This window comes from Pseudomonas sp. EGD-AK9 (genome assembly GCF_000465935.2).
In the GTDB taxonomy this organism is placed as follows: Bacteria; Pseudomonadota; Gammaproteobacteria; order Pseudomonadales; family Pseudomonadaceae; genus Aquipseudomonas.
Window position 1 is genome coordinate 1 of sequence record NZ_AVOF01000962.1, and the last position, 13,622, is coordinate 13,622.

General features: G+C 66.3%; 13 protein-coding genes. 1 reads left to right on the forward strand and 12 read right to left on the reverse strand.

The features are described from left to right. The 10 genes from N878_RS25910 to N878_RS25950 all read right to left on the reverse strand — a co-directional run. Window positions 1-1,278 (reverse strand): PAS domain-containing sensor histidine kinase (locus N878_RS25910; RefSeq protein WP_021446376.1); only part of this gene is annotated, 1,278 nt, incomplete at its 3' end. Beyond that, the gene (ercA, locus tag N878_RS25915) at window positions 1,262-2,425 is read right to left on the reverse strand and encodes an alcohol dehydrogenase-like regulatory protein ErcA (RefSeq protein ID WP_021446377.1); all 1,164 of its coding nucleotides are present in this window, start codon (window positions 2,423-2,425) and stop codon (window positions 1,262-1,264) included. The genes ercA and N878_RS25910, both read right to left, overlap by 17 nt. 76 nt (window positions 2,426-2,501) lie before the next feature. Continuing rightward, window positions 2,502-4,436 (reverse strand): S9 family peptidase, encoded by a 1,935-nt coding sequence (locus tag N878_RS25920; protein ID WP_021446378.1) that lies wholly within the window; start codon window positions 4,434-4,436, stop codon window positions 2,502-2,504. Beyond that, window positions 4,424-5,578, reverse strand: coding sequence for a pyrroloquinoline quinone biosynthesis protein PqqE (gene pqqE, locus N878_RS25925; protein ID WP_021446379.1), 1,155 nt, complete (start codon window positions 5,576-5,578; stop codon window positions 4,424-4,426). Before pqqE ends, N878_RS25920 begins: the two co-directional genes overlap by 13 nt. Continuing rightward, entirely contained in the window at window positions 5,550-5,828 is a 279-nt protein-coding gene (pqqD, locus tag N878_RS25930; RefSeq protein WP_021446380.1) for a pyrroloquinoline quinone biosynthesis peptide chaperone PqqD, read from the reverse strand. The genes pqqE and pqqD overlap by 29 nt, the downstream gene beginning before the upstream one ends. Window positions 5,829-5,913: 85 nt before the next feature. Then, the gene (gene pqqC / locus N878_RS25935; protein ID WP_021446381.1) at window positions 5,914-6,666 is read right to left on the reverse strand and encodes a pyrroloquinoline-quinone synthase PqqC; all 753 of its coding nucleotides are present in this window, start codon (window positions 6,664-6,666) and stop codon (window positions 5,914-5,916) included. 29 nt (window positions 6,667-6,695) lie between these two features. Continuing rightward, window positions 6,696-7,610 (reverse strand): pyrroloquinoline quinone biosynthesis protein PqqB, encoded by a 915-nt coding sequence (pqqB, locus tag N878_RS25940; RefSeq protein WP_021446382.1) that lies wholly within the window; start codon window positions 7,608-7,610, stop codon window positions 6,696-6,698. 48 nt (window positions 7,611-7,658) lie between these two features. Continuing rightward, window positions 7,659-7,730: a pyrroloquinoline quinone precursor peptide PqqA gene (pqqA, locus tag N878_RS28030; protein ID WP_003243383.1), complete on the reverse strand. Its 72-nt coding sequence runs from the start codon at window positions 7,728-7,730 to the stop codon at window positions 7,659-7,661. A 291-nt stretch (window positions 7,731-8,021) separates the two neighbouring features. Then, a complete protein-coding gene (locus tag N878_RS25945; protein WP_021446383.1) occupies window positions 8,022-9,542 on the reverse strand; it encodes an aldehyde dehydrogenase family protein in 1,521 nt (506 codons plus the stop codon). A gap of 307 nt (window positions 9,543-9,849) precedes the next feature. Then, window positions 9,850-11,625, reverse strand: coding sequence for a methanol/ethanol family PQQ-dependent dehydrogenase (locus N878_RS25950; protein WP_021446384.1), 1,776 nt, complete (start codon window positions 11,623-11,625; stop codon window positions 9,850-9,852). A 217-nt stretch (window positions 11,626-11,842) separates the two neighbouring features. Between N878_RS25950 and N878_RS25955 the strand changes: the two genes are divergently transcribed. After that, window positions 11,843-12,229, forward strand: a complete 387-nt coding sequence (locus tag N878_RS25955; RefSeq protein ID WP_021446385.1) for a hypothetical protein — start codon at window positions 11,843-11,845, stop codon at window positions 12,227-12,229. 29 nt (window positions 12,230-12,258) lie between these two features. Here N878_RS25955 and N878_RS25960 read toward each other — a convergent pair whose 3' ends face one another. Beyond that, on the reverse strand, window positions 12,259-13,185 hold the full coding sequence (locus N878_RS25960; RefSeq protein WP_031304272.1) for a quinoprotein relay system zinc metallohydrolase 1: 927 nt from the start codon (window positions 13,183-13,185) through the stop codon (window positions 12,259-12,261). A 136-nt stretch (window positions 13,186-13,321) separates the two neighbouring features. Continuing rightward, window positions 13,322-13,622 (reverse strand): thiosulfate oxidation carrier complex protein SoxZ (locus N878_RS25965; protein WP_021446387.1); only part of this gene is annotated, 301 nt, incomplete at its 5' end.

Genomic DNA, 13,622 nt, shown 5'->3' on the forward strand with positions numbered 1-13,622 from the left:
GCTGAACAGCGAGCCGCGCCCCGGCTGCGAACTCACCTGCACCGGATAACCGAGCATGCGCGCGATACGCTCGACTATGGCCAGGCCGAGGCCGACGCCCTTGCGCTCGGTGGCGCGGCCGACGTCCAGCTGGTTGAACTCGAGGAAGATCTTGTCCAGTTGGTCGGCGGGAATGCCGCGGCCGCTGTCCCACACCTGCAGCTCGAGAAACTGGCCGCGCCGCCGCGCGCCGAGCAGCACGCCGCCGCGTTCGGTGTAGCGACAGGCGTTGCTGAGGAAGTTGCGCAGGATGCGCGTGAGCAGGCGAAAATCGGTGTGCACCGCGCAGTCGGCGATGCGCACGCGCAGGCGCAGGCCGCGGGCCACGGCGACGCCGTCGAACTCCGAGGCCAGCGGCGCCAGCAGCTCCTCCAGGCGATAGACGTCGAGGTCCGGCTTGATCGCCGCCTGGTCCAGCTTGGAGATGTCCAGCAGGTCGGTGAGCAGATCCTCGGCGCCTTCCAGTGCCAGGTGGCTGCGTTCCACCAGATTGAGCTCGGCGCTCGGCAGCTCGCGCTCACGCAGGGTGGAGATCAGCAGTCGCGCGGCGTTGAGCGGCTGCAGCAGGTCGTGGCTGGCGGCGGCCAGGTACTTGTCCTTGCTGCGGTTGGCCGCCTCGGCGGCGTCGCGCGCCTCGCGCAGGGCCTGCTCGATGCGCTCGCGCTCTTCGATCTGCCGTTGCAGGTTGCGGTTGGATTCGAGCAGCTCGTAGGTACGTGCAGCGACCCGGCGCTCCAGTTCGTCGTTGAGCTGTTGCAGGCGCTGCTGGGCCTGCTTGCGCTCGGTGATGTCGGCGACGAAACCCTCGAACAGACCCTCGCCTTCGGGCTTGAGCAGCAGGTTCATCAATACGTCGATGACGCTGCCGTCGCGCCGGCGCAACTGGGTCTCGTAACCGACCAGGGCGGCGCCGCGGCCCAGCTGCTCGCGAATCCGCGCCAGCTCATCGAAACCGCCGACGAACAGGTGGCGCGCCAGGTCGTTCAGCGACCACAGCACCTGCTGCGGATCGTCGTAACCAAGCATGCGCGCCATGGCCGGGTTGGCCGCCAGCACGCCCTGCTGCAGGCTGGCCTGGAAGATGCCGTGCACGGCGTGCTCGAACAGCCATTTGTAGCGGTTGCGCTCGGTTTCCAGCTCCTCCAGGCGCGCCAGCAGCTCGGGGTAGTGGCTCTTGCGCGCCGACTGGCTGCTGAGCCCCAGCAGCCCGGCTAGCGCCTCGTCAGAGCGCCTCGCCATAGACCACCTCGACGTCGCGCTGGGTCGACTCGCGCGGGTTGGTAAGGATGCACGGATCGTCCATGGCATGGCTGGAAAGGAACGGAATGTCCGAGCTGCCGACGCCATGCAAGCCGAGGGTTTCGCGGAAGCCCACGGCATGCTTGAAGGCGATCAGGTGCTCGACCAGGCGCTGGCGAATCTGCGCGTGGTTCAGCCCGCGACAGTCGATGCCGAGGGTTTCGGCGATGACCTTGAAACGCTCCGGCGCCGCGCTGTAGTTGAAGGCCACCACGTGCTCGACCAGCACCGCGTTGCACAGGCCATGCGGCAGGTCGAGGAAGCCGCCGAGGCTGTGGCTCATCGCATGCACCGCCCCGAGGATGGCGTTGGAGAAGGCCAGCCCGGCCTGCATGCTGCCGAGCATGATCTTCTCGCGCAGGGCGATGTCCGCCGGGTTGGCGATCATCTGCACCAGGTTGCCGTTGATCAGGCGCATGGCCTCCAGCGCATGCGGGTCGGTGAGCGGGCCGTGGCCCGTGGAGACGAAGGCCTCGATGGCGTGCACCAGGGCGTCGATGCCGGTACAGGCGCTAAGGAAGGGATCCATGCTCAGGGTGGTTTCCGGGTCGATCAACGACACGTCCGGCACCACCGCCTTGCTGACGATGGAGAACTTCATCCGTTCCTGCTGGTTGGAGATGATCACGAACTGCGAGACATCGGCCGAGGTGCCAGCGGTGGTCGGAATCAGGATCAGCGGCGGGCTGGGCACGCGGATGGTATCCACGCCCTCGAACTCGAGGATGCTGCGACCGTGAGCGACGACGATGCCGATGCCCTTGGCGCAGTCCATCGGGCTGCCGCCGCCGACTGCGACTATGACGTTGCAGCCCTCGCTGCGATACAGCTCGGCGCCGGCCATCACCTCTTCCACCCGCGGGTTGGGCGAGACCTGGGTGTACAGGCAATAGGCGATGCCCTGGGCCTGCAGGCTGGCCTCGATATCGCCGGCCCAGCCGGCCGCGACTACACCGGGGTCGGACACCACCAGCACCTTGCGTGCGCCGAAGGTCTTGGCGTAGTTGCCGACGTTGTGCCGGGAGCCGGCGCCGAAGATGATCTCCGGGGAAACGAATTTACGCAGTTGGCTCAAATCGTGGCTCATGCAACGGCCTGATCTTGTTGTTATGGAATGGCTTCCAGCCTACTGCATTGCTCGGCCAATGCAATGCGACCTACGCCTAGCGCAGGGCCTGGTAGAAGGCATGCTCGGCGCGCAGCGCCGCGGCCAGATTGGCGGCCTGGCGAAAGCCGTGGCGTTCTTCGGCGAACTGGTGATACTCGACCGGCAAACCGCGCCGGCGCAGCGTCGCCACCATGGCCTCGGTCTGGCTCGGCACCACCACCGCGTCCAGCCCGCCTTGAAAGAAGATCAGCGGCGCAGCGATGCGCTCGGCCTGCAGCAGCGGTGTACGCGCCCGGTAGCGTTCGGGATCGCCGATCAGCCAGTCCAGATAATCCGCCTCGAACTTGTGGGTGACCCGACGCAGCGCCAGCGGGTCGCTGACGCCGTAGAGACTGGCGCCGCCGCGCAGCCCGGGTAGCTCGGCCAGCGCCCGCAGCGCGCTGTAGCCGCCGGCGCTGGCACCGCGAACGAACACCTGCGCCGGATCGATAGCGCCGTCGCAGGCCAACTGGTCGATGGCGGCGCGGATATCCTCGACCTCCAGCGCCCCCCACTGCCCCGCCAGACGCAGCCGGTAGGCGCGACCGTAGCCGCTGCTACCGCGGTAGTTGAGGTCGAGCACGGCGTAGCCGCGCAGCGTCCAGAAGACGATGCGCGGATCGAACACCGGATAGCAGGCCGAGGTGGGGCCGCCATGCAGGAAGATCAGCAGCGGTGGGCGTGCTTCGGCGGCAACGGGCGCATAGAAAAAACCATGGCAGCGCTCGCCCTCGCCCACCGCACAGCTGAATGGCTGAGGCCGTGACAGCTGTGCTTCACCTAGCGGCTGCTCACCGCCCGCCAGTATCTGCAACGCGCCATCGCTGCGGCAAATGGCAAGCACCGCCGGCAGGCGATCCGGGGCGGCAGCGATGCAGTAGAAATATTCGCTATCGGCAGCCAAGCTGCGGAAACGTGTAAACCCTTCGACCAACCGCCGCTCTGCGTAGGGTGCGCTGTGCGCACCGATTGGTTTGCCGCTGAGATCGCTGGTGCGCACAACCTGGGCGGCCCCTCGACACCCCACGAGAACGCCGACACCCTGCTCGAAACGCGTCAGTAGCAGCTCACCATGCTCCAGCGGCAGATAGGTGCGGCCACCCAGTTGCCAGGGCGCCGGCGCATGATCGCGGGGCGCAGCTTGCAGCTCTAGGCCGTGATCGACGCACTCGGGCTGCCACCAGCCCGCCTTGTCGCTCAACACCCACAAGCGGTTCTGCACATCGAAGCGTGGCTGCTGCAGAGAACGATCACCCGCCTGCCCGGCCAGCACCCGAGTAGGCTGGCCCGACTCGCGCTGGCACAGGCGCGTGGCGACCCAGGGTTGGTGCGGGCGATCCCACTCGATCCAGACCAGGCGTTGGCCAGTGGAGTCCGCCACCGGCGCTGCGTAGAAATCGGCGCCCTCGACCAGCACCTCGCGCTGGCCATCGAGGCCGATACGCACCAGGCGATGCAGCACCGCGCCGCACTCATGACTCTCCTCCACCGCCAGCAGCGCCTGCCAGGCGGGCACGAAGGCCAGGTCGCCATAACGGCAGTGGGAGCGGGCAGTCAGCGCCTGAGGCTCAAGGCCCGCAGGAGCGGCTTTAGCCGCTAAGCCCTTTGGCTCACCGCGGTTCGCGGCTAATGCCGCTCCTACGGAAATACCTGCCATTGGCAGATGGTAGATCTGCTGATCACGCTCGTTGACGAAGGCCACGCCCCGCTCCGTGGCACAGCAGGCGCCGCCGCCGTACTCGTAGACGCGGCTGCGTGCGGAAAACCCCCGCGGGGTCAGCTCGCAAACTGCGCCATCGCGGCAGAAGAACAACCCGCAACGGGCCTGCAGCGGATCGAAGGCCACCCACAGCAGTCCGTCATGGGCGGCGTGCAGTTCGGCGAAGTCGGCGCTGGCAGCTGCGGCCTGTTCGGCGCTCCAGATATCGTCGGGGTCGGTCACGCCTTGCATATGATTCGCGAGGCCTTTTCGTTGCGGTACTGCAGGGTCTCCAGCCCCAGCGGCGCTTCGTCGGCCTGCTGGCGGGCGGCGAGGATCACGCCGTGATGGGGCGACTTGCTGCACACCGGGTCGGCGTTGCTGGCGTCGCCGGTGAGCAGGAAGGCCTGACAGCGGCAGCCGCCGAAGTCCTTGTGCTTCTCGTCGCAGCTGCGGCAGGGTTCGGCCATCCAGTCGTCGCCGCGGAAGCGGTTGAAGCCGAAGGATTCGCGCCAAATGTAATCCAGACTGTGCTCGCGCACATTGGGAAACTGCACCGGCAGCTGTCGCGCGCTGTGGCAAGGCAACGCCGTGCCGTCCGGGCTGATGTCGAGGAACAGATTGCCCCAGCCGTTCATGCAGGCCTTGGGCCGCTCCTCGTAGTAATCCGGGGTGACGAAGATCAGCTTGCACGGGTGGTTCTCGGCCGCCAGCCTGTCGCGCCACTGATTGGTGATGCGTTCGGCGCGCTCGAGCTGCGCACGGGTCGGCAGCAGGCCGGCGCGGTTGAGCCCGGCCCAGCCGTAGAACTGGCAGGTGGCGAGCTCGACGAAATCCGCCTCCAGCTCCAGGCACAGCTCGATGATGCGCGCGATATTGTCGATGTTGTGCCGGTGGGTGACGAAGTTGAGCACCATCGGGTAGCCATGGGCCTTGACCGCACGGGCCATCGCCAGCTTCTGCGCGAAGGCCTTCTTGGAGCCAGCTAGGAGGTTGTTCACCTCCTCGTCAGCAGCCTGGAAGCTGATCTGGATATGGTCCAGCCCAGCCTCGGCGAACTCGGCAATACGCGCTTCGGTCAGGCCGATGCCGGAAGTGATCAGGTTGGTGTAGTAGCCCAGGCCGCGCGCCGCCGCGATCAGCTCGGCCAGGTCCTGGCGCACCAGCGGCTCGCCACCGGAAAATCCCAGCTGCGCCGCCCCCAGTTCACGGGCCTGGCGGAATACCTCGATCCACTCGGCGGTGCTGAGCTCGGCACCCTGCTGGGCGAAATCCAGCGGGTTGGAGCAGTACGGGCACTGCAGTGGGCAGCGATAGGTCAGCTCGGCCAGCAGCCAGAGCGGCGGCCCTGGTTCATGACCTGCTTTAGCGAAGCTCGATCCAGAACTGAGCATGGGCCACCTCCATAAAGGCGAGGATGTCTTCGTCGATGCCGGGCACATCGGGGAAGCGCTGGTGCAGGCTGTCGATGATCTCGGCTACCGAGCGCTTGCCATCGACCTGCTGGAGGATCTCGCCGGCGCTGTCGTTGAGCTTGATCATGCCTTCCGGGTAGAGCAGCACATGGCAGCCCTGCGCCGGCTCGAACTGCAGGCGGAAGCCGCGACGGATGGCGGGGATATTGGGCAGGATGGCAGCAGTCATCGTTCGGGCTCCTGACTGGTGCGCACGGCGCACCCTACACAAGACTCAACCGCAGGGTGCGTCATGCGCACCGACACATCGGGTTTCATAGCGCGATCCCCCTATGCCAGACGCGCTCGGTGGTCACCGTGTGGTACGGCGGGCGCTGCAGCTCGTAGGCCATGCTCATGGCGTCGAGCATGCTCCACAGCACGTCGAGCTTGAACTGCAGGATATTTAGCATGCGCTCTTGCGCCTCGCGGGTGCGGTAGTGCTCCAGGGTGATGCGCAGGCCATGCTCGACATCGCGCCGCGCCTGGCTCAGGCGCTTGCGGAAGTAGTCGTAGCCGGCCGCGTCGATCCAGGGATAGTGCTGCGGCCAGGCGTCCAGGCGCGACTGGTGGATGGTCGGGGCGAACAGCTCGGTCAGCGAGCTGCTGGCCGCCTCCTGCCAGCTGGCGCGGCGAGCGAAGTTGACGTAGGCGTCGACGGCGAAACGCACGCCGGGCAATACCAGCTCCTGCGACAGCACCTGTTCGCGGTCGAGGCCGACCGCCTCGGCCAGGCGCAGCCAGGCCTCGATGCCGCCTTCCTCGCCCGGCGCCCCATCGTGATCGAGGATGCGCTGGATCCACTCGCGGCGGGTCTCGCGATCCGGGCAGTTGGCCATGATCGCGGCATCCTTGAGCGGGATATTGACCTGGTAGTAAAAACGGTTGGCCACCCAGCCCTGAATCTGCTCGCGGCTGGCCCGGCCTTCGTACATGGCCCGATGGTAGGGATGGTGAATGTGGTACAGCGCGCCCTTGGCGCGCAGCGCCTGCTCGAATTCGGCAGGGCTCATGGCAGGCTGGCTCATCTGCTCTCCGGATTTTTGTTATCGGCCCGTTACAGGTGGATGCTCATCCCATCGAACGCGACCTCGATGCCGCGGGCGTCCAGCTCGGCGCGCTCGGGCGAGTCCAGGTCGAGAATCGGGTTGGTGTTGTTGATATGGATCAGGATCTTGCGCGCCGCCGGCAGCCCCTCCAGCACTTCGAGCATGCCGCCCGGGCCGCTCTGCGGCAGGTGGCCCATCTCGCTGCCAAGCTTGTCGCCCACCTCGCACTGGCGCATCTCGTCGTCGCGCCACAGCGTGCCGTCCACCAGCAGGCAGTCGGCGCGGCGCATCCAGCCCAGCAGCTGCTCGTCCACCTGGCCCAGGCCGGGGGCGTAGAACAAGGTCCCGCCCGTGCGCCGGTCCTCGATAAACAGGCCGATGTTGTCGCCCGGGTGCGGATTGCCGCGGTGCGGCGAATACGGCGGCGCGCTGCTGCGCAGGGCGATGGCGGTAATGCTCAGCCCCGGGCAGGCGGGGATACTGAACGGTTCGGCATCCAGTTCGATCAACCGGTGCTGCAGGCCGCCGTTCCAGTGGCTGAGCATGTTGAACAGGGGAAAGCCCGTGGTCAGGTCCTGATGGACCATCTCGGTGCACCAGACCTGGTGCGGGCAGCCTTCGCGCAGGGTCAACAGGCCCGTGCAATGGTCGATCTGGCTGTCGAGCAGGACGATGCCGGCGATCGCCGTGTCGCGCAGCTGGCGCGCCGGTTGCAGCGCCGGGAAGGCCTCGAGTTGGGCGCGGATGTCGGGCGAGGCATTGCACAGGACCCACTCGCCGCCGTCATCGGAAAGGGCGATGGACGACTGGGTACGCGGCTGCGCGCGCAGGGTGCCGGCGCGCACGCCGCGACAGTTGCGGCAGTTGCAGTTCCACTGGGGAAAACCGCCGCCGGCGGCGGAACCGAGAACCTGGATATGCATGGGGCGTTACCGATTGGGATGCCCCGGACGAACCGGGGCCAAGGTCGATCAACGGTTGGCGAAGTACATGGTCACTTCGAAGCCAATACGCAGGTCGGTGTAGGCGGGTTTAGTCCACATGGTGCGGTCCTCTTGTTATTGAGCCGGGGCATTCCGGCAACCCCATTAAGCCCCCGGGCAGCGAGCGGCCAAATGGTACTTTGGGAGGAGATTCGGCTGGCATTGGTAGGTAAGCGCACCCTATGGACAGCTGTGCATCGGCAATAAAAAACGCGGCCGAAGCCGCGTCGCGATAAGGAATCTGCTGCCGTTCAGGCCATGGCTGCCCGCAGATCCACCCGGGTAGGGTTCGTCGCCGTGCAAGAGGCGGCGCGCCGGAGCGAGCGCGCCGCGTTATGGGATTGGCGAGCCTTAGAAGAAGCCCAGCGGATTGATGTCGTAGCTGACCAGCAGGTTCTTGGTCTGCTGGTAGTGGTCGAGCATCATCTTGTGGGTTTCGCGGCCGACGCCGGACTTCTTGTAGCCACCGAAGGCGGCGTGCGCCGGGTACAGGTGGTAGCAGTTGGTCCATACGCGGCCGGCCTTGATCGCCCGGCCCATGCGGTAGGCGACGTTCATGTCGCGGCTCCACACCCCGGCGCCGAGGCCGAACTCGGTGTCATTGGCAATCGCCAGCGCCTCGGCCTCGTCCTTGAAGGTGGTCACGCCGATCACCGGGCCGAAGATCTCCTCCTGGAACACGCGCATCTGGTTGGTGCCCTTGAGCAGGGTCGGCTGGATGTAGTAACCGCTGGCCAGATCCCCGTCCAGGCGCTCGGCCGCACCGCCGGTGAGTACCTGGGCGCCTTCCTGCTGGGCGATCTCCAGGTAGGAAAGGATCTTGTCGAACTGCTGCTGCGAGGCCTGGGCGCCGACCATGGTCTCGGTGTCCAGCGGGTTGCCGCGCTTGATCTGCTTGACCTTCTTCATCACCTCGGCCATGAAGGCGTCGTAGATCGACTCCTGCACCAGCGCCCGCGACGGGCAGGTGCACACCTCGCCCTGGTTGAAGAAGCCCAGCACCAGACCTTCGGCGGCCTTCTCGATGAAGGCCGGCTCGGCGTTCATGATGTCGGCGAAGAAGATGTTCGGCGATTTGCCGCCCAGCTCGACGGTGCTCGGGATGATGTTCTCGGCGGCGCATTTCAAGATATGCGAGCCGACCGGGGTGGAGCCGGTGAAGGCGATCTTGGCGATGCGCTTGCTGGTGGCCAGCGCTTCACCGGCTTCGCGGCCGAAGCCCTGGACGATGTTGAGCACGCCGGGCGGCAGCAGGTCGTCGATGATCTCGGCCAGCAGGGTGATCGACAGCGGGGTCTGCTCGGCCGGCTTGAGCACCACACAGTTGCCGGCGGCCAGGGCCGGGGCCAGTTTCCAGGCGGCCATCAGCAGCGGGAAGTTCCACGGGATGATCTGCCCGACCACGCCCAGCGGCTCGTGGAAGTGATAGGCCACGGTGCCGTCGTTGATCTCGGCGGTGCTGCCTTCCTGGGCGCGGATGCAGCCGGCGAAGTAACGGAAATGATCGGCGGCCAGCGGCACGTCGGCGTTGAGGGTTTCGCGCACGGCCTTGCCGTTGTCCCAGGTTTCGGCCACGGCCAGCAGCTCGAGGTTGGCTTCGATGCGGTCGGCGATCTTCAGCAGGATGTGCGAGCGCTCCTGCACGCTGGTGCGGCCCCAGGCGTCGGCGGCGGCATGGGCGGCATCCAGCGCCCTGTCGATGTCGGCGGCATTGGAACGGGGGAACTCGGCGATCACCGAGGCGTCGACCGGGCTGGTGTTGCTGAAATACTGGCCACTGAGCGGGGCGACGAATTCGCCGCCGATGTAGTTGCCGTAGCGCGGCTTGAGGGTGACGACGGCGCCTGGGGTACCCGGTTTCGCGTAAATCATGATGCTGACCTCTCTTGTTGTCGGAGCCCGCTGCCAATCGGGCAAGCGAGTCATGGTTCGATCTTAGGAAGCCCCCGGAAACCTCGGTATGCGCCCATGGCACAGATCGCCTAGTCATTTGGTAGTAGAGCGGCGAGCGGTCTGGCACGGGCCTTCGGCAGCGAGATAAGAGGCTATGGACGCTAAAGGCTAGACCCGCCTGCCTGGTCTTGCGTTCCGCCCGGCGGAAAATCTCCCGATGCAGCGGCAAGCCCCAGAAACGACGATGGCCGGACAGAGTCCGGCCATCGTCTGACGCATCAACCGATCAGCGCTTGGCCACCAGTTCCTTCGGCAGCTTGAAGGTCCACAGCATGCCGCCCTGGTTCAGGTGCTTGACGCGCTTGGCCACCTCGCCACCCCACAGCGGTACCGCACCACCCCAGCCGGACAGCACCGAGACGTACTGCTCGCCGTCCATTTCCCAGGTCACCGGCGAGCCGATCACGCCCGAACCGGTCTGGAATTCCCAGACCTTCTCGCCGGTCTTGGCGTTGAACGCCTGCAGGTAGCCTTCCGGGTTGCCGGTGAACACCAGGTTGCCCTTGGTGGTCAGCACCCCGCCCCACAGCGGCGCGTAGTTCTTGTGGCGCCAGACTTCCTTGCCGGTTTTCGGATCGATGGCGCGCAGCACGCCGATGTAGTCCTCGTTGAGCGGCTTGATGGTGAAGCCGGCGCCCAGGTAGGCCGCGCCCTTCTTGTAGGCGATGTCCTCGTTCCAGATGTCCATGCCCCACTCGTTGGACGGCACGTAAAACAGGCCGGTGTCCTGGCTGTAGGCCATGGGCATCCAGTTCTTCGCGCCGAGGAAGGCCGGCGCGGCGAACACGCTCTTGCCCTTCTCCGCCGCGCTCGGCGAACCCGGACGGTTGCTGTCGTCGTAGATCGGCCGGCCGTTCTTGTCCAGCCCCTTGGCCCAGGTGATTGTGTCGACGAAGGGGAAGCCACGGATGAACTTGCCGTTGGTGCGGTCGAGTACGTAGAAGAAGCCGTTGCGGTCGGCGGTGGCCGCAGCCTTCACGGTCTTGCCGCCTTCCTGGTAATCGAAGGAGACCAGCTCGTTGACGCCGTCGAAGTCCCAGCCGTCGTGTGGGGTGGTCTGGAAGTGCCACTGGATGCTGCCATCGTCCGGGTTCAGCGCCAGGCGCGAGGACGAATAGAGGTTGTCGCCGGGACGCAGGTGCGAGTTCCACGGCGCCGGGTTGCCGGTGCCGAAGAACAGCAGGTTGGTGTCGGCGTCGTAGTAGCCGCCCAGCCAGGGCGCGGCGCCGCCGGTCTTCCACAGGTCGCCCGGCCAGGTCTTGCCGGCCTCGCCGCCGCTGATGCCGTTCTCGATGGCCTTGCCGTCCTTGTAGACGTAGCCCATGTGGCCTTCGACGGTCGGACGGCTCCACAGCAGCTCGCCGTTCTTCGGGTCGTAGGCTTCGATCTTGCCGACCACGCCGAACTCGCCGCCGGAGACGCCGGTGATCAGCTTGCCATGGACCACCAGCGGCGCTGCGGTGATCGAGTAGCCCGCCTTGTGATCGGCGACGTTCTTGCGCCAGACCACCTTGCCGGTGTCCTTGTTCAGCGCCACCAGCTTGGCGTCGAGGGTACCGAAGATCACCAGGTCGTCGTACAGGGCGACGCCGCGGTTGATCACGTCGCAGCAGGGGCGGATATCGTCCGGCAGGCGCGCCTCGTACTGCCACAGTTCGCGGCCGGTGCGTGCATCGACGGCGAACACCCGCGAATAGGAGGCGGTGACGTACATCACGCCGTCCTTGATCAGCGGCTGCGCCTGCTGGCCACGCTGCTTCTCGCCGCCGAAGGACATGGTCCACACCGGGCGCAGCTCCTTGACGTTCTGCTCGTTGAGGATGCTCAGCGGGCTGTAGCGCTGGCCCTGCAGGCCGAGGCCGTTGGTGACGATCTCGTCGGTGGTGCTGGCGTCCTTGAGAATCTCGGCGTCGGTGACCGCCAGCGCGGCGGCGGACGGCAACAGCATCGCCGCGCACAGCGCGGTGAGGATCAAGGGCTGGCGAAGACCGGAGTGTTTCATTGCGGCTACCTCTGCGGGTTCATTGTTATTGCCGGGAAAATTTCCCGGTCTGCCGCAAATTCTTCGCCCGCCCCGGCCATCCAACAATTGCACCCCCAGCCGATTTTCCTCCTTCCTTGGTAGCAATACCTGCCCCACAGGCTGCAATCATGAGGATTGCGGCGGCCAGGGCTTTGCCCGACACTGGGCCGCCCGCACCTATTGATCGGAGACGCCCGTGCCCCACCCTCGCCAGGAAGTCCTCAACCATCCCGATGCCCTGGACTGCACTGTCTATCGCCCCGACGAGCAGGACCCGGACGGCGAGGAGCTGGATCTGGGCGACGCCAAGGTGATCGTCACCGGCGCCTTCGAGCCGCCCGTCGACTGGGATGCGCGCCAGCGCGAGGACTATTTCGCCGAGGAAGATCCCACGCACTTCGTCACCGCCCATATCGAGTGCCTGGCCAAACCGGCCACCAAGGCATTCTTCATGGCCGAGAGCGGCGACTACCTGGCCGTGCAGGCCAGCCTGGGCGAAGTGGTGATGTATTACGTCTACGACCACGAAGAAACCGAGCAGGGTCGCCACTACGTGCTGATTCGCGACGACGAAGAGCTCTAAACCCTGACAGCCGGTGCGCGCGGCGCACCCTACCGATCCACCCGCCCCATGGCATTGCGCTCGTAACGCGGGTAGAGGTGGCTGACGCTGCGGATCAGCTCGTAACGACTCAGGCTGACCTGGGCGAAGCGCTCGGGGATGGGCGCGCGGATCAGCTCGTTCATCTCCGCGCCCAGCTCCGCCCCGTCGCGCAGCAAGCCATCGAGCCAGCCCAGGTAATCGCGCATCTGGGCGAAGGGCGCCGCGTCCGTGGCGACGGGGCCGTGGCCGGGCACGATCTGCTGCCAGGGCAGCGCTTCGAGGCGATCCAGATCGGCCAGCCAGACGTCCAGCCCGGGGCTGTTCGGCGTGGTCAGCGCGCGCTGGTAGAACAGCAGATCGCCGGCGAACAGCACGCCCGTGCGCTCGTCGAGAATCGCCAGGTCGGCGCCGGTATGGCCGCGCAGCGCCAGCAGCTGCAGGCGCCGGCCGCCGATTTCCAGCGCGCCTTCGTGCAGGCCCTCGCTGGGCAATACCACCTCAGTGCCGCGCATCCAGTCGCCGACTAGACGGTACATGTTCTCCGCCATGGCATCGCCCTGCTCGGCCAACAACCTTGTGGTCTCCGGCAGCGCGGCGATGGGCACATCGGCGAAGGCCTGGTTGCCCAGCGCATGATCGGGGTGATGGTGGGTCAGCAGCACGCGCACCACCGGCTTGCCGGTGGTTTTCTCGATGCTCTGGCGCAGCGCCTCGCCGTAACGGCGCGACGGGCCGCTGTCGATCACCAGCACGCCGTCAGCGGTTTCGATAAAACCGACGTTGAGGATATTGCCGCCGTTGTCCGGCGCGAAATTGTCGGTGCTGCCCTCCACCAGCCAGACGCCATCGGCGATCTGTCGGGGTTGCAGCTGGTAGTTCAACTCGGCGTGAGCCAGGCCAGTGGCCAGGATTAGCAGCAACAGCATCCAGCGCATGATCTTCCCCCTGTAATCCCAGCCACCGCGCATCAAGGTGGACTCCACTGCAGCGTTCGCCGGTAGCTTGGCGCTAAGCGCCGCGAAGCCCAACGCTGCGTCGCGCCCCGGTATTTCGCGACGTATGGAGCCCTGGTTAGAACGCGGCCTGGAATTCGTTGCCATTGTTGTCGCGCAGCCACAGCTCGGCGTGCCGATTGCCGCGCAGGTCGAAGCTCAGCGTCGGGTTCTCGCTGACCGCCGGAAACAGCTCGATGCGCCCCAACACCTGGCCGCCCTCCCCGCGCAGCTCGGCCTGTTCGATATAGAACTCGGGGATGCCACCGACCAGGCCGTTGTCCATCGGGTGCGAGACCTGCAGGCGCAGGCGGCTGCCCTCGCCGCGCACGAAGCGCTTGCCCAGCACCTGGCCCAGGCGCTCTTCCCAACCGGCCTCG

Excerpts from the sequence above, each read along its gene's own strand:
- ercA (WP_021446377.1), bottom strand. The coding sequence starts at position 2,425 with ATGAGCCACGATTTGAGCCAACTGCGTAAATTCGTTTCCCCGGAGATC.
- N878_RS25920 (WP_021446378.1), bottom strand. The coding sequence starts at position 4,436 with ATGCAAGGCGTGACCGACCCCGACGATATCTGGAGCGCCGAACAGGCC.
- pqqE (WP_021446379.1), bottom strand. The coding sequence starts at position 5,578 with ATGCTCAGTTCTGGATCGAGCTTCGCTAAAGCAGGTCATGAACCAGGG.
- pqqD (WP_021446380.1), bottom strand. The coding sequence starts at position 5,828 with ATGACTGCTGCCATCCTGCCCAATATCCCCGCCATCCGTCGCGGCTTC.
- pqqC (WP_021446381.1), bottom strand. The coding sequence starts at position 6,666 with ATGAGCCAGCCTGCCATGAGCCCTGCCGAATTCGAGCAGGCGCTGCGC.
- pqqB (WP_021446382.1), bottom strand. The coding sequence starts at position 7,610 with ATGCATATCCAGGTTCTCGGTTCCGCCGCCGGCGGCGGTTTTCCCCAG.
- N878_RS25945 (WP_021446383.1), bottom strand. The coding sequence starts at position 9,542 with ATGATTTACGCGAAACCGGGTACCCCAGGCGCCGTCGTCACCCTCAAG.
- N878_RS25950 (WP_021446384.1), bottom strand. The coding sequence starts at position 11,625 with ATGAAACACTCCGGTCTTCGCCAGCCCTTGATCCTCACCGCGCTGTGC.
- N878_RS25960 (WP_031304272.1), bottom strand. The coding sequence starts at position 13,185 with ATGCGCTGGATGCTGTTGCTGCTAATCCTGGCCACTGGCCTGGCTCAC.